This window comes from Haloarchaeobius salinus (genome assembly GCF_024464185.1).
In the GTDB taxonomy this organism is placed as follows: Archaea; Halobacteriota; Halobacteria; order Halobacteriales; family Natrialbaceae; genus Haloarchaeobius; species Haloarchaeobius salinus.
In genome coordinates this window covers 1,083,344-1,107,875 of sequence record NZ_JANHAU010000002.1, presented here as the reverse complement: position 1 = coordinate 1,107,875, position 24,532 = coordinate 1,083,344, and the positions used below count along the sequence as shown (strand labels likewise).

23 protein-coding genes are annotated in these 24,532 nt (G+C 67.4%); 6 read left to right on the top strand and 17 right to left on the bottom strand.

The genetic code is table 11. The annotated features are described in order from the left end of the window. The first annotated feature begins 127 nt into the window (after nt 1-127). Entirely contained in the window at nt 128-3,391 is a 3,264-nt protein-coding gene (locus tag NO345_RS12210; protein ID WP_256299519.1) for a methyl-accepting chemotaxis protein, read from the top strand. Nucleotides 3,392-3,537: 146 nt separating this feature from the next. Here NO345_RS12210 and NO345_RS12205 read toward each other — a convergent pair whose 3' ends face one another. From NO345_RS12205 to NO345_RS12160, 9 genes are all read right to left on the bottom strand, one after another. Further along, nucleotides 3,538-4,341 carry a CheR family methyltransferase gene (locus NO345_RS12205; RefSeq protein WP_256299518.1) on the bottom strand — a complete coding sequence of 268 codons (804 nt, stop codon included), beginning with the start codon at nt 4,339-4,341 and terminating at the stop codon, nt 3,538-3,540. Then, the gene (locus NO345_RS12200) at nt 4,338-4,859 is read right to left on the bottom strand and encodes a chemotaxis protein CheD (RefSeq protein ID WP_256299517.1); all 522 of its coding nucleotides are present in this window, start codon (nt 4,857-4,859) and stop codon (nt 4,338-4,340) included. The genes NO345_RS12205 and NO345_RS12200 overlap by 4 nt, the downstream gene beginning before the upstream one ends. Beyond that, entirely contained in the window at nt 4,856-6,100 is a 1,245-nt protein-coding gene (locus NO345_RS12195; protein WP_256299516.1) for a chemotaxis protein CheC, read from the bottom strand. The genes NO345_RS12200 and NO345_RS12195 overlap by 4 nt, the downstream gene beginning before the upstream one ends. Next, nucleotides 6,097-6,702, bottom strand: a complete 606-nt coding sequence (locus NO345_RS12190; protein ID WP_256299515.1) for a chemotaxis protein CheC — start codon at nt 6,700-6,702, stop codon at nt 6,097-6,099. The genes NO345_RS12195 and NO345_RS12190 overlap by 4 nt, the downstream gene beginning before the upstream one ends. A gap of 25 nt (nt 6,703-6,727) precedes the next feature. After that, nucleotides 6,728-10,069 (bottom strand): chemotaxis protein CheA, encoded by a 3,342-nt coding sequence (locus NO345_RS19645; protein ID WP_303646799.1) that lies wholly within the window; start codon nt 10,067-10,069, stop codon nt 6,728-6,730. Further along, nucleotides 10,062-11,135: a chemotaxis-specific protein-glutamate methyltransferase CheB gene (cheB, locus tag NO345_RS12175; protein ID WP_256299514.1), complete on the bottom strand. Its 1,074-nt coding sequence runs from the start codon at nt 11,133-11,135 to the stop codon at nt 10,062-10,064. The genes NO345_RS19645 and cheB overlap by 8 nt, the downstream gene beginning before the upstream one ends. Then, on the bottom strand, nt 11,132-11,494 hold the full coding sequence (cheY, locus tag NO345_RS12170; protein WP_089733104.1) for a chemotaxis protein CheY: 363 nt from the start codon (nt 11,492-11,494) through the stop codon (nt 11,132-11,134). The genes cheB and cheY overlap by 4 nt, the downstream gene beginning before the upstream one ends. 125 nt (nt 11,495-11,619) lie before the next feature. Next, the gene (locus NO345_RS12165) at nt 11,620-12,207 is read right to left on the bottom strand and encodes a chemotaxis protein CheW (RefSeq protein WP_256299513.1); all 588 of its coding nucleotides are present in this window, start codon (nt 12,205-12,207) and stop codon (nt 11,620-11,622) included. Nucleotides 12,208-12,211: 4 nt separating this feature from the next. After that, entirely contained in the window at nt 12,212-13,111 is a 900-nt protein-coding gene (locus tag NO345_RS12160; RefSeq protein ID WP_256299512.1) for a prenyltransferase, read from the bottom strand. 148 nt (nt 13,112-13,259) lie between these two features. Here NO345_RS12160 and NO345_RS12155 point away from each other — a divergent pair, with 148 nt between their 5' ends. From NO345_RS12155 to queC, 4 genes are all read left to right on the top strand, one after another. Beyond that, nucleotides 13,260-13,619 (top strand): ArsR/SmtB family transcription factor, encoded by a 360-nt coding sequence (locus tag NO345_RS12155; protein ID WP_256299511.1) that lies wholly within the window; start codon nt 13,260-13,262, stop codon nt 13,617-13,619. 97 nt (nt 13,620-13,716) lie between these two features. Then, on the top strand, nt 13,717-14,178 hold the full coding sequence (locus NO345_RS12150) for a 6-pyruvoyl trahydropterin synthase family protein (RefSeq protein ID WP_256299510.1): 462 nt from the start codon (nt 13,717-13,719) through the stop codon (nt 14,176-14,178). Nucleotide 14,179: 1 nt separating this feature from the next. After that, nucleotides 14,180-14,944 (top strand): 7-carboxy-7-deazaguanine synthase QueE, encoded by a 765-nt coding sequence (locus NO345_RS12145; RefSeq protein WP_256299509.1) that lies wholly within the window; start codon nt 14,180-14,182, stop codon nt 14,942-14,944. 17 nt (nt 14,945-14,961) lie between these two features. Continuing rightward, nucleotides 14,962-15,732 carry a 7-cyano-7-deazaguanine synthase QueC gene (gene queC / locus NO345_RS12140; protein WP_303646856.1) on the top strand — a complete coding sequence of 257 codons (771 nt, stop codon included), beginning with the start codon at nt 14,962-14,964 and terminating at the stop codon, nt 15,730-15,732. 215 nt (nt 15,733-15,947) lie between these two features. On the opposite strand, the gene NO345_RS12135 is transcribed toward queC, so the two are convergent. The 6 genes from NO345_RS12135 to NO345_RS12110 form a co-directional block, all read right to left on the bottom strand. Beyond that, nucleotides 15,948-16,871: a DMT family transporter gene (locus NO345_RS12135; protein WP_256299507.1), complete on the bottom strand. Its 924-nt coding sequence runs from the start codon at nt 16,869-16,871 to the stop codon at nt 15,948-15,950. Nucleotides 16,872-16,955: 84 nt separating this feature from the next. Continuing rightward, the gene (locus tag NO345_RS12130; protein WP_256299506.1) at nt 16,956-17,516 is read right to left on the bottom strand and encodes an FAD-dependent oxidoreductase; all 561 of its coding nucleotides are present in this window, start codon (nt 17,514-17,516) and stop codon (nt 16,956-16,958) included. A 53-nt stretch (nt 17,517-17,569) separates the two neighbouring features. After that, on the bottom strand, nt 17,570-18,052 hold the full coding sequence (locus tag NO345_RS12125; RefSeq protein WP_256299505.1) for an SRPBCC family protein: 483 nt from the start codon (nt 18,050-18,052) through the stop codon (nt 17,570-17,572). A 93-nt stretch (nt 18,053-18,145) separates the two neighbouring features. Beyond that, nucleotides 18,146-18,574: an HTH-type transcriptional regulator LrpA1 gene (gene lrpA1 / locus NO345_RS12120; RefSeq protein ID WP_256299504.1), complete on the bottom strand. Its 429-nt coding sequence runs from the start codon at nt 18,572-18,574 to the stop codon at nt 18,146-18,148. Between the two features lie 103 nt (nt 18,575-18,677). Next, nucleotides 18,678-19,613 carry a thiamine pyrophosphate-dependent enzyme gene (locus NO345_RS12115; protein WP_256299503.1) on the bottom strand — a complete coding sequence of 312 codons (936 nt, stop codon included), beginning with the start codon at nt 19,611-19,613 and terminating at the stop codon, nt 18,678-18,680. A gap of 3 nt (nt 19,614-19,616) precedes the next feature. Further along, nucleotides 19,617-21,527 (bottom strand): 2-oxoacid:acceptor oxidoreductase subunit alpha, encoded by a 1,911-nt coding sequence (locus NO345_RS12110; protein ID WP_256299502.1) that lies wholly within the window; start codon nt 21,525-21,527, stop codon nt 19,617-19,619. A gap of 179 nt (nt 21,528-21,706) precedes the next feature. Here NO345_RS12110 and NO345_RS12105 point away from each other — a divergent pair, with 179 nt between their 5' ends. Further along, on the top strand, nt 21,707-21,913 hold the full coding sequence (locus NO345_RS12105; protein ID WP_256299501.1) for a DUF8149 family protein: 207 nt from the start codon (nt 21,707-21,709) through the stop codon (nt 21,911-21,913). Nucleotides 21,914-21,940: 27 nt separating this feature from the next. Here NO345_RS12105 and aroC read toward each other — a convergent pair whose 3' ends face one another. Together aroC and NO345_RS12095 are read right to left on the bottom strand one after the other, a co-directional pair. Next, nucleotides 21,941-23,086, bottom strand: coding sequence for a chorismate synthase (gene aroC, locus NO345_RS12100; RefSeq protein ID WP_256299500.1), 1,146 nt, complete (start codon nt 23,084-23,086; stop codon nt 21,941-21,943). Nucleotides 23,087-23,281: 195 nt separating this feature from the next. Then, nucleotides 23,282-24,520: an alkaline phosphatase family protein gene (locus NO345_RS12095; RefSeq protein WP_256299499.1), complete on the bottom strand. Its 1,239-nt coding sequence runs from the start codon at nt 24,518-24,520 to the stop codon at nt 23,282-23,284. Nucleotides 24,521-24,532 lie beyond the last annotated feature (12 nt).

The following is a 24,532-nucleotide window of genomic DNA, read 5'->3' as shown; positions in this document are numbered from 1 at the left end:
AATCTCCGGTAGCGTTTTATATTCTAGTACCTACCGTATCGCACATATGCTGGGCCCACTCCGTCGACTCGTACCGAGATTTATCCGAAAGAGCTACGCGTTGAAGTTCGGTATCGCGCTCCTTATAATGGGTCTGGCAGTCGGGGCGGTGGGGTTCGTCGCGACGGGTCAGATTACAGAGGAGGTGGAGACGAGCGTCAACGAGAGGTTGTCCGACCAGGCCGCACAGGAGGCACGGAACCTCCAGTCCTGGGACGAACGGAACCTGGTGATCACGCAGACGACCGCGACCGAGCTGGAGGAACAGGTCGGGAGCAACGACCGGTCGGCCGTCGAGGCCGTGTTGAAAGAACGCACGACCGAACTACAGTTCGAGCGGGGTATCCGAGACATGCACTGGGTGAGCTTGCAGAACGACAACGTGCTCGCCACGTCCAACGACCCCTACAACGGGTCGTCGCTGTCGGAGATCGACGCGACCTGGGCGGCCGGACTGGACGGTGACGGGACCATCCCCGAGGAGGGGACCTACTTCGGCGTCTACGAGGACCACGAGGGGACGACCGTCGTCGCCTACGGTTATCCGGTGAAGGGGACCAGCCAGTCCCAGGCGATAGTCACGACCGTCGACGTCAGCGACTACGGGCGCTCCATCCAGGCCCAGACCGACGGACAGGCGACGATGATCCTGAACAGCGAGAACGAGGTCACGTTCGCCAACACGAGCCGCGTCGACTCGGATGGCTTCATCGGGAGCTCCTTCGGCAGCGACGAGTCGTTCTCCGGACAGGGGACGTTCACCACGAGCACGCCGCCCGAAGCAGTCAGTACGATGGTCGGTAGCGACTTCGATGGCGAGGAGTACGCAGTCAGCTACGCGCAGGTCGCCAACCGGGACATGGTGGTGACCATCAGTTCGCCGACGAACGAGGTCTACGGCTTCGTCAACACGGTGAGCGAGTGGGGGCTGTACGCGACCATCGGTGGGATGGCCATCATCGTCGTGTTCGGGACCATCATCGGTCGGAACACCGCGGCGTCCATCGACCGGCTGACCACGAAGACCGAGCAGATGGAGGAGGGCACGCTGAACGTCGACTTCGAGACGCACCGCATCGACAACATCGGCCGGCTGTACGACGGGTTCGCGTCGATGCGTGACGCCCTCCGAGAGCAGATTCAGGAGGCACGCGACGCACGCGAGGAGGCCGAGCTCGCCCGTGCCGAGGCGGAGCAGATGAACCGGCACCTGGAGCGCAAGGCCGACGAGTACCGTGGCGTCATGCAGGACGTGTCCGCGGGCGACATGACCCAGCGGATGAACGCCGAATCCGAGTCCGAGGCGATGGCGGACATCGCGACGGAGTTCAACGAGATGATCGGCGAGATCGAGGAGACCGTCGGGCAGCTCAAGAACTTCGCGAACGAGGTCGCCACCTCCTCCGAGGAGGTCACGGCCTCCAGCGAGGAGGTGCGCTCCGCGTCCGAGCAGGTGACGGAGTCCATCCAGGAAATTTCCGACGGTGCGGACCGGCAGAACGACAGCCTGCAGCGCGTCAGCCAGGAGATGTCCGGGCTGTCGACCACCATCGAGGAGATCGCGTCCTCGTCCAACGAGGTCGCAGACCTGGCCGAGCGGACCGCCGAGACCGGCCGCGACGGCCGCGACGCCGCACAGGACGCGATCGACCGCATGGCACAGCTCGAACGCGAGAGCGAGCAGGTCACCCAGCAGATCGAGCAGCTCGAGACGGAGATGGAGCAGATCGACGAGCTGATCGACTTCATCTCCGAGATCGCAGAGCAGACGAACATGCTGGCGTTGAACGCGAACATCGAGGCCGCACGCTCCGGCTCCTCCGGCGAGGGGTTCTCCGTCGTCGCACAGGAGGTCAAGGAGCTGGCCGAGGAGACGAAGGACGCGGCCGAGGACATCGAGCAGCGCCTCGAGCACATCCAGTCGACCACCCAGCAGACGGTCCGCGGTGTCGAGGGGGCGTCGGAGCAGATCTCCGCGACCACCGAGGCCGTCGAGGACACGGTGGACGCGCTCGACGAGATTGCCGGCTACGCGGAGGACACCAACACCGGCGTCCAGGAGATCTCGGCAGCGACCGAAGAGCAGGCGGCCTCCACGGAGGAGGTCGTGGCGATGGTCGACGACGCGGCGACCATCTCCGAGGAGACCACCAGCGAGGCCGAGACGGTCGCCGCCGCAGCCGAGGAGCAGACCACCGCACTCACCGAGGTATCGAAGAGCGCGAGCGACCTCGCCAACCAGGCGTCCCGCCTGAGCGAGGCCCTCGACCGCTTCGACACCGACGTGGACGCCGCGATGGAGTTCGACGACGGTGCCGACCTGCTCGCCGACGTGGAGGCCGACCCCGAGACCGACGAGCCCGTCGCCGGGGACGACTCCGAGGCTGCGGAGGCCGTGATGGAGCTCTCGGGCGAGGCCGACCTCGACGCGGTGGAGGAGACCGACGGCGACGCCGACGGCCTGGGAACGCCCGCGACGTTCGACGAGGAGACCCAGCCGACCGCCGACGCCGGAACGGACAGCTTCGACGACACCGGCAGCTTCGGTGTCGACGACGCCCTCGCGGTCGACGACGACGTGGACGCGGACGGACTCGAACTCGACGACGCGATGCCTGACGAGGAGCCGAGCGCCGAGGCGGCACCAGAGACCGGCGACGCAGACGCCATCGCCGACGAGGTCGTCGACGACGCGACTGAGTCTGACGCCGCCGACGATGCCGACGAGATCCAGGACTTCGACCCCGACATCGAGTTCGGCGACGGGGAGCCCAACGACGCGGGCATCGACGATGCGGCCTTCGACACGAGTGCCGCCGTGCCCGAGACCGACGAACCGGAGATCGTCGACGAGACTGCTCGGGAGCCGACGGACGAGGCGGCTGCCGACGCCGCCACAGAGGACGAGCCCGCAGTCCAAGCGGAGCCAGCCGCAGACGAGACCGACGACGAGTCCGCGGCCGAGCGGGTCGACGACGCGGACGCGGACGCAGACGTGGAGACGGCCGTGGAGGGAGGGACCGTCGACACGGAGCCCATCGTCGACGACGGGACCGAGGAGATCGACGAGCAGCTCGACGAGGCGCTCGGCTTCGACGAGGGCTCGTTCGACGACCTCGAGGACGAGGACGACGACGAGCCGGAGACCGAGACCAAGGAGGTCCCGGGTGTCGAGAACATCGACTTCGGCAGCGAGACGACCGAGGGGACGCCCGGCGAAGCCGACTCGACGGACGAATCGGACGCCGAGGACACGGCTGACGAGGAGTCAGTCGACGACGACGATGACGACGAGAGCAACGAGGACGACATGTTCTCGTTCGCACAGACCGAGCCCGAGGACGACGAGTAAGTCGGCGGCCGCGGTCGGCACTTCTTTCGCGCGCTATCCCGCGAGCGACGACGCACGAGCGTCGACTGGCGTCCACTGGTGGATCGCGGCGCAGCAACCGTAGCGAGGCAGCCGCTACGGGGGCGTGTACGTCACGAAGAACGCGTTCACTCGCGCTGGTAGATGCGCAGGCGGCCGTCGAGCACGTCGAACGCGGACTTCAGCTGTGGCGGGATGGTCTCCGCCTTGCCGATGACGAGGTAGCCCTCCGGCCGGATGGACTGGGCGATGGTCTTCAGGATTGGCCGCTTGTACTCGTTGTCGATGTAGATGAACAGGTTGCGACAGACGACGAGGTCGAAACCGGATTTCGGCCCGTCGTTGATGAGGTCGTGCCGGGCGAAGGTGACCAGTCGCTTGACCCGCTGTGTCACCTCGAAGCGGTTGTCGTCCCGGTCGATGTACGCGTGGAAGTTCGAGAGGAAGCCGAGTTGCTCCTCGATGTCGATGGTGCGGGTGCTGTGGTAGACGCCCTCCTGTGCGGTCGCGAGCGCCTCCTCGTTGATGTCGGTCCCGTAGACGCGGAACTTCGACTCGTCGATGCGCGGGTCGTCGAGGACGAGCATCGCCAGCGAGTACGGTTCGCGACCGTCGGCACATGCGGCCGACCAGACGTGGACCCGGTCCTGCTCCGCCGAGAGGGTCCGCAGCACCGACCGGATACCCTCCCAGACGTCGGGATTGCGGAAGAAGCCGGTGACGTTGATGGAGAGCGCGTCGAGCAGCTCCTGAGCCTCGTCGGGGTTGTCGACGAGCAGGTCGTGGTACTCGTCGTAGTCCGACGTGTCCGTGCGGCGCATCCGCGAGGAGAGCCGCCGCTTGAGGTAGCTGTCGTTGTAATGACTCGTCGCGAACCCGATCTCGTCTTCGATGTACCCTGCGACCCGACGGAAGTCGGAGTCGTCGGTCACAGCTCCGTCACTCCACGGTCGCCGTCGGCCGTTCGAATCTGGAGCGTTCCAGTCCCGACGTCGAACTCGACGGTCCGACCGCGCTGCCCGCCGACGTCCTCGCCGATGATGGGGACGCCGAGCTTCTCGAGTTCCTCCTTCGCGGCGGCGACGTTGCGGTTGCCGACGCCGTCGCCGAAGGACTCGAACTCGAACATGTCGCTACCGCCCGCGATCTTCGCCTCGACGGAGGTGTAGGCGGCACCCTTCTCGACCATCCGCCTGAGCATGGCCCGGATGGCCGTGTCGGCGTACTTGCCGGGCTGGGTGTCCGCGCCGTCGGCGGCGTCGCCGTCGGGCAGCATCACGTGTGCCAGCCCGCCGATGCCCGAGTCCGGGTCGTACAGCGCGATGGCGAGACACGAGCCCAGCCCGTACGACTTCAGCGTCTCCGTCGACTCTGTGCCCCTGACCACGAACTCCGAGATACCGACCTGGACCGGCTCGGGTGCACCTGGTTCACTGCCGTACGTCTTCATGCGTTCTCAACTTCGTCGATGGGGAAATCTGCCTTGGTCTGTGCGTCCTCGATCTTCTCGATGTCGAGGTTGTTCAGCGCGCGCTCCAGGTCCGCCTCGTCCGGGATGGCGTAGATGGAGCAGTCGAACTCGCGGTCCTCGGCCTTGATGACCGTGTCGAAGACGAACGCGAAGTCCTGGTTCTCGCCGAGCTGGATGATGACGGGGTCGATGACCGCCGCCCCGTAGTCGTGGATGTACTCCGGCGGCGAGTGGTCGATGGTCGTATCGAGCACGTTCGCCCAGCCGTCGATGAACCCGCTCGCCATGATGTTCCCGAGCTCCTTGATGGCGCTCTTGCCGAGCTCGCCGAACTCGTCGTCCGGCGGGTTCGGGATGGTCGCCTCGACGACCTCCCGGGCCGACGCCTCGTCGAACAGGAACAGCAGGTAGCCCGACGGGGTCCCGTCCAGCTCGTGGGCGACGCCGACGAGCATCTCGTCGTCGATCTCCTGCGGGATGGCGGCCAGCGATGCGAACTTCAGCCGCCGGATCTTCACGCTCGTGTCGATGCCGGTGAGCGTCGTGATGTTCGAGGCGACCTCCCGTGCGCCCTGCTGGGCCATCTCGTCGAAGCCGGCGAGCTTGTCGTACTCGATACCCTTGCTGTCGGGGTCGGTGTGCTTGTCGAGGATAGCGGCCATCGACTCCCGCTCGGGGAACAGGTAGTGCTTGAACCCGATCTCCGTGTCGACGGCCTCGATCTGGCTCTGGAACAGCAGTGCGAGGTCGTCCCCCTGCGGGGCCTCCTCCAGATCCCCGAGGAACGGCTCCGCGGTCTCTCCCTCGATGAACTCCGGGGTGGAGACGTCGATGGCGGTGCCGAGCACGTCCGCCCAGCCGTCGATGAAGCCGGCGTTCATGATCTGGCCGACCTCGGTCGCAGCCGAGCGGCTCATGTCGTCGAACTCGTCGGCGGACGCCTCCTCGACGAGCGCGCTGACGACGCGCAGTGCGGCGTCGCGCTCGAAGAGGATGAGGGAGTGCCCGTCGAGGCCGCCCGAGAGCTCGACGCGGATGCCGACCTTCGGCACGCCGTCCTCGAACTCCGTGCGGATCTCGGAGCCGCGCATGAAGTTGAGCTTCGTGATGCCCACGCGCGTCTCCACGTCGGTCATGCGGGTCAGGCGACCCGCCGCGAGTCCAGCACCCTCTCGCGCCATGTCGTAGAAGGTGCCGAGCGCGGTGATATCCAGCTTCATTGGGGCCTGGCTTCGATCCCGTTGACCATCTCCACGAACTCCTCGAGGTTCGGGAAGGCGTAGATTTCGGCGTCGATGTCGTAGCTCGGGACGGTCAGATTGGAGTCGAAGAAGAGCGCGAGGTCCTCGCCGCCGAGGCCCGCGGTCCGTTCGACGATCTCACCGGCCGGTGCGTACACGAGCTGCGGTGTCGCGATGTCGATGGTGCGTCCGAGCACGTCCGCCCAGCCGTCGATGAAGCCCGACGCCATCATGTTGCCGAGCTCCTCGACGGCGGAACGCGCCATCTCGCCGGAGACCTCGGACATGTCGTCGACCATGTCGGAGAGCATGAGCGCCGTGATCTTGCGGGCGCTCGCCTCCGGGAACAGGATGAGGATGTGCCCGTGCGGGGGCTCCATCAGACGGACCCGGACGCCGACGCGCTTGCCGGCGTCCATCTGGGTCTTGATGTCCTGGATGTCGATGAAGTTCGTCTTCGTCACCTCCATCTTGGCGTCCTCGCCCGTCAGTTTGCTCATGTTGTCGGCGACCCCGTTGGTGCCGACCTTGGCCATCTCGTTGATGAAACTCAGCTTCCGGATGTCGACCATCAGACTCATAGCTTCCTCCAGTGTTTTCGTCCGTTCATAGTGTCTTCACGTCAAGGATGTTGACTACCTCACCTTCGCCCAGCACTGTCGCACCGCTCAGCCCGGGGATGCCTCCGAGGACGCCCTCGAAGGGCTTCACGACGACCTCCTGCTGGCCGCGAACCTGATCGCAGTGGACCGCCACGGGGCGGACCTCGTCGCGGATGCGCAACAGCATGCCGTCACCGTTTCTCGCTCTGCCCGGCGTCTCGAGCGCTTCGTTCAGCCGGACGAGCGGGTACGATTGGTCGCCGGCGCGGACGACCTCCTGGCCGTCCTCGACGGATATCTCGGCCGCGTCGCCGATGTCCTGGATGTCCTTGACCGGGACGCCGAACTCCTCGTCGCCGGAGGTGACGAACATCACGTCGGCGATGGCGACGGTGACCGGAAGCAGCATCCGGATGGTCGTCCCCTCGCCAGGTTCGCTCTCGACGGAGACGGAACCGTCGAGGTCGTTGACGGTGCTCCTGACGACGTCCATCCCGACACCGCGCCCGGAGACGTCGGTCACCTCCGAGGCCGTCGAGAGGCCGGGGTGGAAGATCAGCTCGTGGGCCTCCTCGTCGGACAGGTCGGCTGCCTCGTCCGCGGTGAGCACGTCGGCGTCGACCGCCGCGTCGCGGAGCCGGTCCGCGTCGAGCCCCCGACCGTCGTCCTCGACCTCGATGACGACCTGGTCGCGTGCACGCTCGACCTCGAGCGAGACGTGGCCGGTGCGGGGCTTGTCCGCGGCCTCCCGCTCCTCGGGGTCCTCGATGCCGTGGTCCACCGCGTTCCGCACGATGTGGACGAGCGGGTCGCCGATGCGGTCCAGGATGGACCGGTCGACCTCGACGCCCTCGCCGTGCATCTCGAACTCGACGTCCTTGTCCTGCTCGCGGGAGATGTCGCGCACGATGCGCGGCAGCCGGTTCGCGACCATCTGGACCGGCACCAGGCGGACGTCCATGACAGTGTCCTGGAGCTCGCCCGTCAGGTCCTCCAGCTCGTCGAGCTCGTCGTCGAGTTCGTCGGGGTCGGCCCCCTCCTCGGCAGTCCGCCGGAGACGGACGCGGCTGGTGACCAGGCCCTCGACGAGGTTGAGCAGCTTGTCGACCTGCTCGACGTCGACGCGGATGGACTGGATCTCGTCGTCGGTCTCGGCGTCGCCGTCCTCGTCCGCGAGCGTCTGGATGTCCACGTCGACGTCGAGCGCGGAGACCTCGGCGTCGGCCGCGTCGGCCGCAGCGGCCGCGTCGGCATCGGTCCCGGTGGTCTCCGGCTCCGGTGCCGGGTCGAAGCCGTCCGCGCCGTCGACGTCGACCTCGCCGAAGCCGCCGTAGTCGCTGGCGCTCGGCCGGGACGTCCCGGCGTCGTCGGTGTCCGTGCCGAAGTCGCCGGTCTCGACCTCGGTGGTCGTCTCGGCCTCCGCAGCGGGTTCGTCGAGTTCGAACTGCTGGACCTCGACGCGGTCGAGGTCCTCGTCGTCGTCGGACACGGCGGTCCCGACATCGTCGACCGATGCCGTGTCGGTGGGGTCGTCGAAGCCGTCGTCGGCGTCGGTGGTTGCGGGTTCGGACCCGAAGCCGTCGTCCTCGAAGGTGTCCGTCTCAAACGAGTCAGGGGGTGCGTCGTCGACGGTCGCCGGATCGTCGGGGTCTGCGGCGTCGAGTTCGAACTCGTCACCGCCGAACTCCTCGCCGAAGCCGCCGTCGTCGAACCCGGAGTCCGTATCGTCGAACGCGTCGGTCCCGAAGTCGTCGACGGGGTCCGCCTCGGCTGTATCCGCTGCAGCGTCGGCGTCGACGGTGGCGTCGTCGGTCTCGTCGACCGAGTCGGCCACGTCGGACGCGTCGGCCTCGACGGCATCGGTGGGCTCGACCTCGACCGGGTCGCTCGCTTCTGCCCCGACAGCGTCGTTGGCTTCGACCTCGACCGGGTCGTCAGGTTCGACCGGCGTCTCGGCCTCGCTCTCCTCGAAGCCCGCGACGTCCTCGTCGCTGACGAGGTCGTCGACGGAGACCTCGTCCTGGTCGGTCCCGACGGCGGCCTCGGTGTCGCCGCCGAAGAAGTCGTCCTCGGACTCCTCGAAGTCCTCGCCGAGCAGCTCGTCGAAGCCGACCTCCTCCTCGTCCGCGTACTCGTCGAACTCGAGCTCGTCGAGTTCGTCCTGGAGCTCGTCGAAGCCGACCGGGTCGACCTCCTGTTTGAGCTCCGCGAACGTCGCCGCGGCGTCGTCGACCTCCTCGTCGGGGTCCTCGACGGGCTCGGCCGGCTCCGCGTCCGCCGCCTGCGCCGCGACCGCGTCGTCCTCGAAGGAGATGTCTTCCTCGAGGCCCCCACCGAAGCTGTCGTCGAGGGGGTCCTCGGCCGGCTTGTCGCCGGGTTCGAGGTCGTCCCCGAGGTCGAGGTCGTCGAACGAGCCCGCGTCGCCGAGGTCGTCGAAGCCGGAGACGTCGTCCATCTCCTCGACCATGGCGTCGAGGTCGTCGTACTCGTCGAACTCCGAGAGGAGGTCGTCGACGCTCATGTCCTGTGCGTCGTCGACGTCGATGCTGCTCCCGGGGTCGTCGTCGAACAGGTCGTCGAACTCCTCGTCGCCGGCGTCGACGGGCTCCGGCTCGAGACGGGCGGTCTCGTACGCCTCGGTGATCTCGCTGATCCGGGCCTGTGCGACCGGCTCGACAGGGTCGAGCGCCGCCGAGATGGCGGCCTCGCCGACCGCGCTCCCGAAGACGGCGTCGAAGGTGCCGTCGTAGTCGCCGGCGGCGATGGTCTCCCGGTCGGGTACCGTCCCGAGGAGGTCGAACGCGTCCGCGAGTGCGTCCACGACCGCGCTGCCGTGGGCGACGGGGCCGGACTCGTCGACCGCGAGGCGGACGTGGAACACGTCGTGGTCCTCGTCGACGAGGTCCCCGGCGGCCGCGACGGCGTCCTCGATGGCGTCGTCGTCGGGCTCCCCGATGGTGGGGACGCCCGTCGCCGCCTCCTGCACTTCGCGGATGGTCTCGATGGTGTCGCCTGGGTCGGTCCGGATCTCGCCGTGGGCACGGACCTCGTCGACCATCGTGTCGAGTTCGTCGACGCCCGCGAAGATCTCGTCCATCAGGTCGGGGGTGACCTCGATCTGATCGGACCGGACGACCTCGAGCAGGTCCTCGATGGCGTGTGCGAGGTTCGAGGCGCGCTCGAAGCCCATCGCACCCGCGTTGCCCTTCAGCGTGTGGGCCATCCGGAAGATCCGGTCCATGGCCGCGTCGTCTGCAGGGTCGCGCTCCAACTCGAGCAGCGCGTTGTTCAGCTCGGTGATGTTCTCTTCGCTCTCCTGGACGAAGTCTCTCTGGTACTCATCCATGCGTCTGACCCTCCTGGGTGAACGTCGAGCAGATGCCCGCGGCGATCTCGTCCGCCGGGAGCACCCGGTCGACACAGCCCGTCTCGATCGCCTGCTTCGGGATGCCGAACACGGGGCTCGTCTCCTCGTCCTGGGCGATCGTCGTGCCGCCGGCGGCCTTGATGGCCTCGATGCCGGCTGCGCCGTCCCTGCCCATCCCGGTCAGCGTGACACCACAGAGCGGGTCCTTGGCCCGCTCGGCGGCGGTCTCCATCGTCACGTCGATAGAGGGCCGGACACCGTGACGCCGTTCGCCATCGGTGAGTCGGATGCGCAGTCGGCCAGCGACGTTCGAGGTGACCTCCATGTGGAAGCCCCCCTTCGCGATGATGACGTCGCCGTCGTCGACCGCTTCGCCGTCGCTCGCCTCGCGCACGTCGTAGGGGGTGAACCGGTCGAGCCGGGCCGCGAGGCGCTCCGTGAACGACTCCGGCATGTGCTGGACGACGAGCACCTTCGCGTCGAGCGCGAGCGGGAGGTCCCGCACGATGCGCTCGACGAGCTTGGGCCCGCCCGTCGACGCGCCGATGACGACCGTCGGGTGGTCGACGTACTGCCGTGTCGACTCCGCGTCGGCCGCGACCGAGCCGCCAGCGCCGGCGACCGCGGTCCGCTCGGCCGTCGCGACCGACGAGATGTCGGCCCGCTCGACGGCCTCGCACTTCTCGACGAGGCGGTCCGAGAGGCTGGCGATGTCCGGTGACACCTCGCCGCTCGGCTTCGTGAGGAAGTCGACAGCGCCCTCCGCCAGTGCGTCGAGCGTCGCGTCAGCGCCGCTGTCGGTGTGGGCGCTGACCATCAGAATCGGTGTCGGGTTCGTCGACATGATCTCGCTGACGGCGTCGATTCCGTTCATTCCGGGCATCTGCACGTCCATCGTGACGATGTCCGGCTGGTGCTCCTCGACCGCCTTCACGGCCCGTTTCCCGTCGCTGGCGTGTTCGACCTCGTACCCGTTGTCGGCGAGGATGTTGCCGATGACAGTCCGCATGAACTGCGAATCGTCGACAACGAGCACGCTCGTCATGCAGGTACGACGTCTTTGAGCGCCTTCCGCACGCTCGGTTCCTCGAACGGCTTCGTGACGTATCCGTCCGCACCGGCCTTCACGGCGAGCTTCATCTTCTCGCGCTGGCCGACGGACGTACACATGATGACCCGAGAGCTCGGGTCGAGCTTCTTGATGGCCGCTGTGGCCTTGATACCGTTGCATTTCGGCATCACGATGTCCATCATCACGATGTCCGGATTTTCCTCTTTGTACAGTTTGACCGCCTCTGCCCCGTTGGACGCCTCTCCGACGATGTCATACTCGTCCTCCAATATCTGTCGGAGGAGGTTCCGCATAAAATGAGAGTCGTCCACGATGAGCACCCCTGTCGACATTCAGTTAGTACACCAAGCCACGTTAGACGTAGCGCGAACATAAATGCTGTTGCCCGGTTATCAGAGTCGAGAATACAGGGTAGGAACACCCGAACAGCCAGTAACCGGACGTTTAGTCGTTCGTTCTACGCCGTGGCGTCCTGCCCCGACGCCTTGATGAGACCTTTGATGTCCAGCAGTCCGATACGTTCGGTCACTTCGTCGTCTTCGACCCGGCGGATGACCGCGTTCACGAGCGGGTGGGACGCGTCGGCGGCCTCCGCGTGGTCGTCCGGGACGATCTGTCGGAGCGGGAACACCTCGACGCCGTCGACGCCGTCGACCCGGATGCCGACGCCCTGCTTGTCGGCGGTGCGGTCGAAGACGATGATACGCTGACGTTCGAACGGCGCGGGGTCGGCGTCGACCCGGAAGTGGACTCGCGGCTCGATGACGGCCGTGATATCGCCGCGGAGGTCCATGATACCGTCGATGGCCGGCGATGTCCGGGGAACGCGGGTCCGTTCGGACACCTTGACGATGCTCTTGACGGCGTCGACGCTGACGGCGAAGGGTTTCTCGCCGATGTGGAAGATGACGAACCGCTCCGTCTCCTCGTCCTCCTGCTCACGGGGGGCGTCGTCCGGGCGCTCGGTCGTCGCGTCGGGGTCGAGGTCTTCCGCGTCGGCCTCGACCTCGACGTCCAGGAGTTCGTCGGGCAGGTCCGCAGACATGATCTTATACGCCTAATACCCCCGGTGGGTAAAAACGTTGACCCCCGCGAGCGACGACGAGCAGCGCCCACGCGAGGAGCTGGACGACCGCCAGTCCGACCATCGTCGCCACGCTCGGAAACGGCGACGTGACTCGGGTGAAACGACTGCTCGCGACCAGCCCGACCGGTGCAAGCAGGAGGCAGCTCCAGCCGACGAGTCGCGGGAGGACACCGAGGACCGGGAGCAGCCCGAACAGCGCGAACGTCGCACCGGTGGTCAGCCAGTGGGCGCGCCGGAGCCGCGACGGCGACCAGCGGGTCGGTAACGTCCGCTTCCCGGTCCGTTCGTCGGCCCGCCGGTCCGGCCACTGCGTCGCGAGGAGGTTCGCGAAGACGTAGACCGCGAACGGGAGGACGGCGAGCACGGCGACCGCATCGAGTGGGCCACGAGCGACCGCGACGCCGTACAGCGGGAGTACGAGCCCGCCGAGCAGCGCGTTCGTGACTTCGCCGAGTCCGCGGGCGACGAGTCGTGGCCCGACGGAGTAGGCCCAGCCGGCGACCACGACGACCGCGAGCAGCGCGAGTCCGGGGCCGGTCACCGAGCCGACGGAGGCGGCGTACCAGGTCGTCGCGGTCCCGACCGCGAGCGCCGTCAGCGCGGCCCGCAACGCGGTCTCGGCGGGGAGTCCCGTCTCGACGAGCGCGCCGCTCCCACCCGAGAAACGCATCCGCTCGGTGATGGCGTCAGTCTCCACGTCGGCGTACTCGTTCACGTAGTGGACGCTGGCCGCGAGTGGGACGAGCGCGAGCGCGCCGACGACGGTCCGAGCGGGGTCGAACGTACCGCCGCGGGTGGTCCCCAGCGCTACACCGAGCGCGTAGACGACCAGGATGAGCACGAGCTGTGATGGACGTGACATCTTCCACCACGGGTGCAACCGTCTCCACCCCGATAATCCCACCATAGCTCCGTGTTGGTTCGGACGATCCTAATCCTGCTGGTCACGCGAAACCTAACGACCCACTACCACAAGATTCAATCTTGATAATGGGACTATACTGTGGCAGATGTCTACTGGACGATGGGCTGAACAAGGCACCGGGGTCGACGAGCGGGACCTGCTCGAGGCACTGGGCAACAAGTACAGCGCGAAGATACTCTGTGCGGCGCAGTCGCCGGCGTCGGCACAGGAACTCAGCGACGAGATGGGCATCCCGATAGCGACCTGTTACCGGCGTATCGAGGAGCTCGTGGAGGCGGGGCTGCTCGAGTGCGAGGGGCGACAGCTCTCCGAGGAGGGTCGACGGACCAACGTCTACCGGCGGACGCTCGACGAACTCGCGGTCGACTTCTCCGAGACGGCCCCGTCGTTCTCCTGCAAGGAACGCTCGGAGGCGAAGAACCGCATCCAGGACCAGATGGAGTGACTGCTTCGGACCGTCCGTTCCTCCACCGCCAGTGGCGACCTCGACGCATCAGCGGCCCGTTCGGCAGGTTCAAGTATTCCCTGGGGAATATCCAGGTATGACTGGAACGATCCTCGAACGCGACCGGGAAGACGTCGTGCTCGACGACACCGAGCGGACGCTCCACGTCGGTCGCGACCGGCCCATCCGTCTCAGCGCCGGTCACCGCATCCAACATCACGACGGGAAGTGCTCGCGACCGCACGGTCACAACTACGAGGTGACCGTCCGCCTGACGGGGACGCTCACCGAGGAGGGCTGGGTCGTCGACAAGGGAGACGTGACCGACGTGCTCGAGGGGTTCGATCACCGGTTCCTGCTGGAGGCCGGCGACCCGCTCGTCGAGGCGTTCGAGTCGACCGGCGACGGCGATGGCGTCGTCGTGCTCGACCACCCACCGACGGCGGAGGTGATGAGCGCGTACTTCGAGGCAGAGCTCGAGGCGCACCTCCCCGACAACGTGGCGGACGTGGCGGTCCGCGTCTCCGAGACGTCGGAGCTGTGCGGTGGCGGCTTCTGAGATGCCGGTCACCAGCGACGTGACCCGGCCGGACGACGGCGACGGCGACCTCCCCATCAACGAGCTGTTCTACTCGCTCCAGGGGGAGGGTCGCCTCGCGGGCGTCCCGAGCGTGTTCGTCCGCACGAGCGGCTGCAACCTCCGGTGCTGGTTCTGTGACTCCTACCACACCTCGTGGGAACCCACCCACGCCTGGATGGACGTCGACGAGATCGTCGCGGCGGTCGCCGGGTACGACCGCGCGGACCACGTCGTCGTCACCGGTGGTGAACCCCTGCTCCACGACGCGGTCGTCGACTTGCTCCACGAACTCGACGCCCGGGGCTACCACACGACCGTCGAGACCAACGGCACCATCCACCGGGACGCACCCATCGACCTCGCGTCCATCTCCCCGAAGCTGGCGAACAGCACGCCCACCCCCGAGCGGGACCCCGCCGGCGAGGGCGAGTGGGCCGAACGCCACGAACGCGACCGGATCGACCTCGACAGCCTCTCCCGGCTCGTCGCCGACCACGACCACCAGCTGAAGTTCGTCGTCACCGACGAGACCGACGTCAGGGAGGTCGAGGAGCTGCTCTCCCGGCTCCGGGCCGTCGCTCACGTCCCGATCCGCGACGGCGACGTGCTGCTGATGCCCGAGGGCGCGACGCGCGACCGACTCGCGGAGACCCGCGACCGCGTCGCCGAGCTGGCGATGGCCCATGGCTACCGGTACACCCCACGCCTCCACGTGGACCTCTGGAACGACGCCCCCGAAACGTGACGCCCTTCACCACACACATGACCGACGAGACCCCCGACACGAGCGACCAGCACCACGCCGACGAACCGACCAGTGCCCACCGACCGACCGGACCGCAGCGCGCCGTCGTCCTCGCCTCCGGCGGGATGGACTCGGCGACCGCCGCGTACCTCGCGGCCGACCGGAGCTACGAGGTGTGCCTGCTGCACACCAGCTACGGCCAGCAGACACAGAACCGCGAGTTCGAGTGTGCAGAGGCGCTCTCGGACGACCTCGACGCCGTCGTCGACTTCCTCCACGTCGAGACCGGTCACCTGCAGGCGGTGGGTGGCTCCTCCCTGACCGACGACGGGATGGCCGTCGAAGACGCCGACCTCGACGCCGAGGAAGTGCCGTCGTCGTACGTGCCGTTCCGGAACGCGAACCTGCTCTCGATGGCGGTCTCCTACGCCGAGGCGAACGACTGCGACGCCGTCTTCATCGGTGCTCACAGCGAGGACTTCTCGGGCTACCCCGACTGCCGACCGGCCTTCTTCGACGCCTTCCAGCGCGTCGTCGACGTCGGCACGAAGCCGGGCACCGACATCGACATCGCGGCACCGTTCGCCGAGTGGTCGAAGACCGAGATCGCCGAGTACGGGCTCTCCCTCGACGTCCCCTACGAGCACACCTGGTCGTGCTACCGGGCGGAGGAGCCGGCCTGTGGGACCTGTGACGCCTGCGCGTTCCGGCTTCAGGCCTTCCAGCGGCTCGGCGAGCGTGACCCAATCTCGTACGAGGAGCGCCCGAGCTACGTGGAGGTGGACTGAGGCCGGCGGCTCGCGATTCGGTGGACACGGACGCTCAGGTTTCGCCGGGACGGGTACCTCGACGGTTCGGTCGACCGCGAACACCGGTACAGCGCCGGTTCGTTCGTGAACACGCCGAGGACGCCAGGGATTCCGAGCGTCCCGAGCTTCCGCCCGTTCACTTGCATCACATGCAGTAGTGGGGTGTGTCGGCCGAGAACGGCCGGAGTCGGTCCTCAGTCAGTCGGACCGCCGCCCCCTTCCTCGTCCTGCTCCCGCGTCCAGACCGTGATGCCGATACCGACGAGCGCGACGGCCCCGCCGACGACCGTGAGGACACCTGGTACCTCGCCGAACAGCGCCAGCGCGAGCAGGGCTGCACCGAGGGGTTCACCGAGCAGGGAGACGCTAACGACGGCCGACTCGACCCGTTCGAGCAGCCAGTTGATGACGGTGTGACCGAAGATGCCCGGGCCGACCGCCATCGCCAGAAACAGGACGTACTCCCGCGGCGGGTAGTCCAGGAGGGCGTGGCCCTCGGCGAGGACCGTTCCGAGCAGGACGACTGTACAGGCCCCGTAGACGACGGTGACGTACGGGAACAGCCGGATGCGCTGGCGGAGCGACCGCCCGGCCACCACGTAGCTTGCGGCCATCGCGGCGGCGACGACCGCGAGCACGTTCCCGAGCAGGGGGTCGGTCGCGGTCGCGCTCTCGCCCGCGTCGAGTCCGATGAGCGCCGCGCCGCCGACCGCGACGAGGATGCCGACGACCGTCCGCCGCGTGACGCGGTCGCGCAGCAGGAGCCACGCGCCGAGGGCGACGAACAGCGGCTGGGTCTGGACGAGCGTCGCGCTCGCCGCGATGGTCGTCAGGTCGATGCTCGCGAACCAGAGCGCGAAGTGGGCGGCGAGGGCGACGCCCGCGACGACAGCGAGGCCGAGGTCCCGCGACGTGATACGCCGGAAGTCGCCCGGTGACCGCCGGAGTGCCACCGGCGCGACCAGGCAGGTCATGAACAGCACCCGGTAGAACGCCTTCACCGAGCTCGGGGCCGCCGACAGCTCGACGAGCGGCGCGCTCGTGCTGACGGCGGCGACCGCGACGGCGAGCCCGACGACCGGCCGGGAGCCGACGTACTCGCGGACTGTGACCGACACGTCAGGCAATCCGGGGAGGTGCGTCAAGGAGATTCCGGTCGCGGCGACGCGGACGGTCGCACTCGACAGGCGTCGTCGACTGCGCTACTCCGCGTCGGCGGGCGTGTCGAAGTCGTGGAAGTGCTCGCCCTTCTCCTTCGAGAGGATGTTGAGCGCGGCGGCCGCCCCGTCGCCCGCCGAGATGACGGCCTGCCACTCCTCGGCGCGGACCATCGCGCCCGTCGCGTAGCAGTCGTCGACGCTGCTCTCCATCGTCACGTCCACGTCGACGATGTCCTCGTCGGTGAACGCACAGCCGAGCGCCTCGGCGAGGTCGCGGTTCGCGCCCGTCGCGAGGACGACGTAGTCCGCCTCGACCTCGTCGTCGTCCTCCGTCGTGACGGTGAAGCCGTCGTCGGTCGCCTCGACGCCGGTAACCTCGACGCCCTGGTGACGGTCGACGCCGAACTCGTCGACCTGCTCGCGTGCGTCCTCGATGAACGCGGAGCCGTCCTCGGACTCGATACCGAGGTAGTTGAACAGATGCGCCTTGTGCATCCAGGTGCCATCCGTGTCGTAGACGGTTGTCTCGAGTCCGTTCTTCGCTGTGAACAGTGCGGCGGACAGGCCGGCGGGACCGCCGCCGACGACTACGACGTGTGTCATACAGATACAGAAAGGGTCGCGACGCGGTTAAACCTACAGGCTGGACGGGTCTCTCAGTGCTCGAGCAGTTCCTTCGTTCGGCGGTGTCGGTACCGGAACATCGGCTCGAAGCCGACCCAGGCGAACGGCCCCGCGAGGTCGCCGAGGCCCGCGGGCGGGAGCCGGTACTCGACGCGGTCGTCGACGACGGTCCGGTCGCCTGCGGCGTAGAAGCTGTGGGTGTGCTCCCAGTGTCGGAACGGGCCACCGCGCATCTCGTCGCGGAACAGCGCCGCGCCGGCGTCCTCCGTCCGTTCAGTGATGACGGAGGTCCAGCGCTGGGTCGGCCCCACGCCGAACGGCCGCATCGACATCTCGATCTCCGCGCCCGTCTCGAGCACGTCGGGGTCCAGTTCGCCGTCCGGCCCGCGCACCGACTCGACGCGGAGGTTCGCGAAGCCGGGGGTGAGCGCCTCCAGCCCAGCGACGTCGGAGTGGAAGTCCCAGACGGTCTGGAACGGGGCGTCGACGACGGTTCGACGCGAGTAGACAGGCATACCCACGTGTAGGGAATCCGAGTGCAAAAGGAACCGGGTGGCGGCACCGGCGGCCTGTGACCCGTGGTCTCCTCGACGTCCCTCCGTCGGGGTCTACTTCAGCCGCTCCTGCAGGAACGAGGGATGCGCGGCGGTGACGCCCTCGATGGAGAGCACCTCGTCGTGGATGACGTCGCCGAGCTCGTCGCCGTCGGCGGCACGCACCTCGGCCATCAGCATGTGGTCGCCGCTGGAGGTGTACAGCGACTCGACTGCATCGAGCGACTTGAGTGCCCGCGTCGCTTCGACGTAGCGCTCCGAGGCCACGTCGATACCGACCAGTGCGATCGACTGACTGGAGAGCTTCTTCGGATCCACGTCGGCCGAGTAGCCGACGATGACACCCTCGTCCTCGAGCTGGCTGATGTACTTCCGGACGGTGGGTTTGGACACATCGGCTCGTTCGGCGATCTCGGCGTAGGAGGCCTGGGCGTCCTCCTCCAGCACGGAGAGGATACGGTCGGCCGTCGATTCGGTGCTCATACAGTAGAGTTTGCGTCGGCGGAAAAATAAGTTATGAATCCGAAAACGGGACGGACGGTTCGCAAAATCGCTCCGGAGGCCGGCCGCAAACCGGGTGACTGCGCTACTTGTGGCGGTCGAGCAGGTCGTAGCTGCGCTCCCACTCGTAGTCCTCGTCGAAGTACCGCTCGACGAGCGGCTCGTCGGGCATCTCGCCGATTGCCTGCTTCTCGGCCTGGTAGGACGGGCTCTCGTCGTCCACGTAGTAGCGGCCGGTGAGCACCTCGCCCTCGTAGAGCTTGTTCTCCGTCTCGAACATCATCTGGGACGCCTCGGCCCGGTCGTTGATGTCGTGTTCGTAGTCGTCGGACTCCTGGATGTCGATGTAGGGGACGTACTGCTTGGCGTCCTTGTTCCAGGTCGGGCACTGCGTGAGGAAGTCGATGTGCGCGAAGCCGTCGTACTCGATGGCCTCCTTGATGATCTCCTTGGCCTGGTTGGGGTTGACGGCCGCGGTGCGGGCGATGTAGCCCGCGCCGGCGTTGAGCGACTGCGACAGCGGCCGGATGGGCGTCTTCGCGCTCCCCGACGGCTGGGTCTTCGACTTGTGGCCCTTCGGGGAGGTGGGCGAGGTCTGGCCCTTCGTCAGGCCGAAGACCTCGTTGTTGAACACGATGTAGGTCATGTCGTGGTTCTCCCGGGCGGTGTGGATGAAGTGGTTCCCGCCGATGCCGTAGCCGTCACCGTCGCCGCCGGCGGCGACGACCTCAAGCTCCGGGTTAGCCAGCTTCGCGGCCCGGGCGACGGGCAGCGAGCGGCCGTGGATGGTGTGGAAGCCGTAGCTGTCGAGGTAGCTGTTCAGCTTGCCGGAACAGCCGATTCCGGTGACAGTCAGGACCTCCTCCGGGTTCCGGCCGACCTCGGGCAGGGCCTGCTTCAGCGCCTTCAGGACGCCGAAGTCGCCACAGCCCGGACACCAGGTCGGCTGGGGCTCGTTGCCGGGGGTGAACTCGTCCCGGTCGATCTCTCGCTCCTCTCCGATCGCGTTGAATGCACTCATGATCTAATCACCTGCTGCTGGTTCGAAACGCACCTGTGCTGTCGGTTCGGCCGAGTCGCCACCGAGGCGGATCTCGAAGCCCTCGACGATCTCGCCGGGCTCGAACGGGTTCCCGTTGTACTTGAGCATCGAGGTGAGCTTCGGTCCGAAGCGGCCCAGCTCCTTCTGGAGCAGGCCACGGAACTGCGCCGAGGCGTTCATCTCGACGACGAGCGCCTCGTCGACGCTCTCGAGGAACTCCGTCATCTCCTGCTCTGGGAACGGCATCATGTCGGAGACGCCGATACCCTTCACGGAGTGGCCGTCGTCGTTGAGGCGTTCGACGGCCTCCTCGACGGTGCCCTGCTGGGAGCCCCAGGTGATGATGCCGAGGTCCGCGGAGTCGTCGCCGAAGTACGTCTGCTGGGAGTCGTGCTCCTCGTCGAGCTCCGCGCGGATGGACTCTATCTTGCGCTTGCGGCGGTCCATCTGGAGGACGCGGTTGTCCGGGTCCTCGGCGATGTGGCCCGACGGCCAGTGCTCGTTACCCGACGCGAGGTAGCGGCCGCCCTTCTGTCCCGGCAGGGAGCGCGGGCTGACGCCGTTCTCGGTCTCGTCGGGGTCGGACTGGAAGCGCATGAACTTGCCCGTCGCCTCGTGGGCGGCCTCCTTCAGTTCCTCCTCCGTGAGCGTCGACCCGAGCGACGGGTTCGGCTCGCGGTCGAAGAAGCTCTCGTCGACGTTCTTGTTCTCGCCGGAGAGCTTCTGGTCGTAGATGAGGATCGTCGGGATCTGGTACTCGTAGGCGACGTGGAATGCCATCCGCGTCTGGTCGTACGCCTCCTCGATGTTCCCCGGCGCGAAGACGACGCGCTGGGAGTCGCCCTGGGAGGTGTAGAGGACGTGCTCGAGGTCGGCCTGCTCGGGCTTCGTCGGCATCCCGGTCGACGGCCCGGCACGCATGGACTCGACGAGCACGAGCGGCGTCTCGGTCATTTCGGCGAGGCCGAGCGGCTCGGACATCAGCGCGAAGCCGCCGCCGGACGAGCCGGACATGGCCTTCGCGCCGGCGTGGCTCGCACCGACCGCGAGTGCCGCCGCGGCGATCTCGTCCTCGACCTGCTCGGAGATACCGCCCATCTTCGGCAGGTTCTGGGACATGATGGTGAACACGTCGGTCCACGGCGTCATCGGGTAGCCGGCGATGAACCGGCAGCCCTCGTCGAGTGCGCCGTAGGCGATGGCGTTCGAGCCGGAGACGAGCACCTGCTCCTCGTCGTGCTCGCCGGTGGGGGCGCGCACGTCGTGCTCGAACTCGTACTCCTCCTGAGCCATCTCGTAGGCGTCGCGCAGGATGGAGAGGTTCGCCTCCAGGACGTCACCGGACATCGCGTCCGTCATCAGGTTCTCGATGTGGTCGAGCTCCATCTCCAGCAGCGCGGCGGTGACGCCGACGCCGGCCGTGTTCCGCATGACCTCGCGGCCGTGCTCCTTGGCCATCCCGCGGAGGTCGATGGGGAAGACGTGCCAGTCGTTCTCCTCGGCACGCTCCTCGAGGTTCAGTTCGGCCACGTCGTCCTCCTCCAGCAACCCGGAGTCGTAGACGATGACCCCGCCCTCGCGGAGCTCGTCGAGGTTCTCCGAGAGCGGTTTGATCTCCTCGTCGCCGTAGACGGCCTCCTCCTTCGGGTTCCGGGCGAACGAGTCGCCCAGCGCGAGCAGGAAGTTGTAGCCGTCACCGCGGGACTGTACCTCGTGCCCTGCCGCTCGGATCTCCACGTACGTGTGGCCACCACGGATTCGTGATGGGTAGTGGCGGTGTGTGAAGATGTCGAGCCCCGACCGCATCAGGGCCTTCGCGAAGTTCTGGCTGGTCGAGTCGATCCCGTCACCGGAACCGCCCGCGATCCGCCAGATAAGTTCATCATCAGTCATGCTCAGTAATCACGGCCCCCTGTAAGGCCAGTGTATTAGGGGATTGGATGGAGTTAGACTAAAGCCTTTGCTATACATTAGCATGGAATAATCGTGAAAGACCGACGGCGGGGCCGTCGACGGCACGAACGGCGGGTCGAACCGCACGAATTTTAATCCGGAACCGAGTCGATTCGGACATGACCAGCGACGACGAACTCCCCGAGATACCGGTCGTCTGTGACGACTGTGACACCAGGACCAGCGTCCCCTTCGCGGAGGTGGAAGACGCGGTCGCCCGCCACAACGAACAGCTCCACGACGGCGAGCCGGGCGCACAGGTCGACCCCGACGTGCTCGACCAGCTGAACGACCTCGTCGCGAAGGACATGGGAATCCTCGACTGAAGCGACCCGAAGCCGACCGCCGTTCCGCTACTCGGGTTGACTCGGGTGGTAGTCCGTGTCGTACTCGCCGGGCTGGCCGTCCAGCCGGTCCGGGTTGATGCGCCCGCCGAGCAGCATGAAATCGAGGATGGTGCACGCCACCATCGACTCGACGACCGGCACCGCACGAGGTGGCAGCACGGGGTCGTGGCGGCCGATGACCTGTACCTGCTTCTCCTCGCCGGTTTCCCAGTCGACCGTCGTCTGCTCCTTCGGTATCGAGGTCGGCGCGTGCCACGTGATCTCCCCGTAGATGGGCTCACCGGTCGTGATACCACCCTGCAGGCCGCCGTGGTCGTTGCCGACCGGCACCGGGTCGCCGTCCCCGTCGAACTCCCAGTCCTCGTTCCGGTCGATACCGGCGACCTCCCGTGCATCCTTCCCCAGACCGAACTCGAAGGCGGTCGTCGCCGGGATGGACATGAACGCCTGTCCGAGCCGCGACGGGACGCCGTCGAACCGGGGCGCGCCGAGGCCTCGCGGGACCCCACGCGTCTCGAAGTAGACGCTGCCGCCGATGGAGTCACCCGCCTCCTGGTACTCGTCGACCAGGTCTCGCATCCGTTCCGCCGTCTCGGGGTGGGCACAGCGCACCTCGTTCTCCTCGGTGTGCTCGCCCAGCTCCTCCCACGAGACCCCGGGGGCCTCGATGTCGCCGATCTGGTTGACGTGCGCACGGACCTCGATACCCTCCGTCGCGAGGATCTTCTTCGCGATGGCACCCGCCGCGACCCAGTTCACCGTCTCCCTGGCCGACGAGCGCCCGCCGCCGCCCCAGTTCCGGGTGCCGAACTTCGCGGAGTACGTGAAGTCGCCGTGGCTCGGGCGCGGGGCCGTGATGAACGGCTCGTACTTGCCCGAGCGGGCGTCCTTGTTCTCGATGACCATCCCGATGGGCGTCCCCGTCGTGTAGCCGTCCTGCACCCCGGACTTGATGGAGACCGCGTCCGGTTCGCCACGACTGGTCGTGATGTGTGACTGGCCGGGCTTCCGCCGGTCCAGCTCTGCCTGTACGTCGGCCTCCTCGAGTTCGAGGCCGGCTGGACAGCCCGACACTGTCACGCCCATCGCCTCCCCGTGGCTCTCCCCGAACGTGGTCACCTGGAAGAGGCGACCGAAGCGATTGCCGTTCATGTCCCCGTCTCGGTGACGTGGGGATTTAGGTGTTCTAGACGGCGCCAGAACTGACCGTTGAAGTACCATGCCGGGACCAGACCGGGCGTGACCTGACCGCCACCCCTGTACGTCCCGCGGTTGTGCGACGCAGCGTGCAGGGCGAGTACGAGCGTCGCCTGTCAGCCCCCACGACGAGCAGTCACGACACCGGTATCACGACAGCTCCGAGAGCCGGACTGCCGCGACCTCGGTCAGCATCTCCTCGGGGTGCAAGCCCCCGTGCATCCCGACCAGCGACAGCTCCTCGGCCTCGTGGTCGCCCCACCACGTCCCGAGGTCGCGGTGCGTCAGGGTCACGTCACCCATCCGTCGGAGGAACGTTTCCGACGGCTCCACGTCGCCGAACAGCTCCATCTCCAGCACCTCCTTCTGCGTGAACGCGTGGGCGTCGAGCGACGCGGCCAGCCGGTCGGCCGTCGCCTCCACACGCCCCCGTTGCAAGTGAAGCTGGACGTTGCGTGGGCTGCCCGCGAACCGAATCGGCTCGCCGTCGCCGTCCCGCGCAAGCGCGTCGACCAGCTCGGCGTCCGCGTCCAGATTCACGTTGCGCTCGGGGTCGGTGTCGACGTGTCCGTGGTCGGCCGTCACCAGCAACAGCGTCTCCTCCCGCGTCTCGTCGTCCAGTCCGGCGAGCGATTGCTCTATCACGTCGAACATCTCGGCGACCGTGTCGCGGTACGCGTCGGAGCGCGTGCCGGTCCTGTGTCCCTCGTGGTCGACGTGCGGGACGTAACAGAAGCAGTACGAACGCCCGTCGACGGCGTCGGCCGCCGCCCGAAGCTGCTCGGGCAGCTCGTCCATGGAACCGTAGGTGTGCGCTGTCGCTCCCTCGTACGTCTCGTCGAACGGAACGACGTGGTGGGATTCGACGCCCTGCTCGGCCAGCGCCGGGTAGATCGCGTCGGCGTCGAACACCTCGTCCTCGTCGAGCCCGGTCGGTTCCTCGCCCTCCTTCGTCAGGAACGGGAGCGCCTCGAACGTCTCGCCGAACCCGGGGTCGTGGACGTTCCAGCCGACGACGCCGTGCTCGGCCGGCAGCGCGCCCGTGTGGAACGTCGTGATGGCGGCCGCGGTCTCGCTCGGGTAGACGGAGGTGAGCGGAGTCACCCGTGCCGCATCGGTGAGGCGGTCGAGGAACGCGTGGTGGTCTCGTTCGTGCTGCCACTGCGTCCAGCCGAAGCCGTCGACCAGCACGACGAGCACCGTCTCGATGCCGTCGGTGTCGACATCGTCGAAGGTGTCGGCCGGGAGCGGTCGGCCGGCGTCGGCGTCCAGCAGCGACGCGACCGAACCGGACAGGTTCGAGAAGCAGTAGCCGTCGTAGTCGGGGAAGAGATAGCCGTCGTCCTCGAGCCGGTCGCGTAGCGACGCCGCGACGTCCGTCCGGAGCATACCCCCGACGAA

Excerpts from the sequence above, each read along its gene's own strand:
- NO345_RS12210 (WP_256299519.1), top strand. The coding sequence starts at position 128 with ATGGGTCTGGCAGTCGGGGCGGTGGGGTTCGTCGCGACGGGTCAGATT.
- NO345_RS12200 (WP_256299517.1), bottom strand. The coding sequence starts at position 4,859 with ATGAAGACGTACGGCAGTGAACCAGGTGCACCCGAGCCGGTCCAGGTC.
- NO345_RS12195 (WP_256299516.1), bottom strand. The coding sequence starts at position 6,100 with ATGAAGCTGGATATCACCGCGCTCGGCACCTTCTACGACATGGCGCGA.
- NO345_RS12190 (WP_256299515.1), bottom strand. The coding sequence starts at position 6,702 with ATGAGTCTGATGGTCGACATCCGGAAGCTGAGTTTCATCAACGAGATG.
- NO345_RS19645 (WP_303646799.1), bottom strand. The coding sequence starts at position 10,069 with ATGGATGAGTACCAGAGAGACTTCGTCCAGGAGAGCGAAGAGAACATC.
- cheB (WP_256299514.1), bottom strand. The coding sequence starts at position 11,135 with ATGACGAGCGTGCTCGTTGTCGACGATTCGCAGTTCATGCGGACTGTC.
- cheY (WP_089733104.1), bottom strand. The coding sequence starts at position 11,494 with ATGTCGACAGGGGTGCTCATCGTGGACGACTCTCATTTTATGCGGAAC.
- NO345_RS12165 (WP_256299513.1), bottom strand. The coding sequence starts at position 12,207 with ATGTCTGCGGACCTGCCCGACGAACTCCTGGACGTCGAGGTCGAGGCC.
- NO345_RS12160 (WP_256299512.1), bottom strand. The coding sequence starts at position 13,111 with ATGTCACGTCCATCACAGCTCGTGCTCATCCTGGTCGTCTACGCGCTC.
- NO345_RS12155 (WP_256299511.1), top strand. The coding sequence starts at position 13,260 with ATGTCTACTGGACGATGGGCTGAACAAGGCACCGGGGTCGACGAGCGG.
- NO345_RS12150 (WP_256299510.1), top strand. The coding sequence starts at position 13,717 with ATGACTGGAACGATCCTCGAACGCGACCGGGAAGACGTCGTGCTCGAC.
- NO345_RS12145 (WP_256299509.1), top strand. The coding sequence starts at position 14,180 with ATGCCGGTCACCAGCGACGTGACCCGGCCGGACGACGGCGACGGCGAC.
- queC (WP_303646856.1), top strand. The coding sequence starts at position 14,962 with ATGACCGACGAGACCCCCGACACGAGCGACCAGCACCACGCCGACGAA.
- NO345_RS12130 (WP_256299506.1), bottom strand. The coding sequence starts at position 17,516 with ATGACACACGTCGTAGTCGTCGGCGGCGGTCCCGCCGGCCTGTCCGCC.
- NO345_RS12125 (WP_256299505.1), bottom strand. The coding sequence starts at position 18,052 with ATGCCTGTCTACTCGCGTCGAACCGTCGTCGACGCCCCGTTCCAGACC.
- lrpA1 (WP_256299504.1), bottom strand. The coding sequence starts at position 18,574 with ATGAGCACCGAATCGACGGCCGACCGTATCCTCTCCGTGCTGGAGGAG.
- NO345_RS12115 (WP_256299503.1), bottom strand. The coding sequence starts at position 19,613 with ATGAGTGCATTCAACGCGATCGGAGAGGAGCGAGAGATCGACCGGGAC.
- NO345_RS12110 (WP_256299502.1), bottom strand. The coding sequence starts at position 21,527 with ATGACTGATGATGAACTTATCTGGCGGATCGCGGGCGGTTCCGGTGAC.
- NO345_RS12105 (WP_256299501.1), top strand. The coding sequence starts at position 21,707 with ATGACCAGCGACGACGAACTCCCCGAGATACCGGTCGTCTGTGACGAC.
- aroC (WP_256299500.1), bottom strand. The coding sequence starts at position 23,086 with ATGAACGGCAATCGCTTCGGTCGCCTCTTCCAGGTGACCACGTTCGGG.
- NO345_RS12095 (WP_256299499.1), bottom strand. The coding sequence starts at position 24,520 with ATGCTCCGGACGGACGTCGCGGCGTCGCTACGCGACCGGCTCGAGGAC.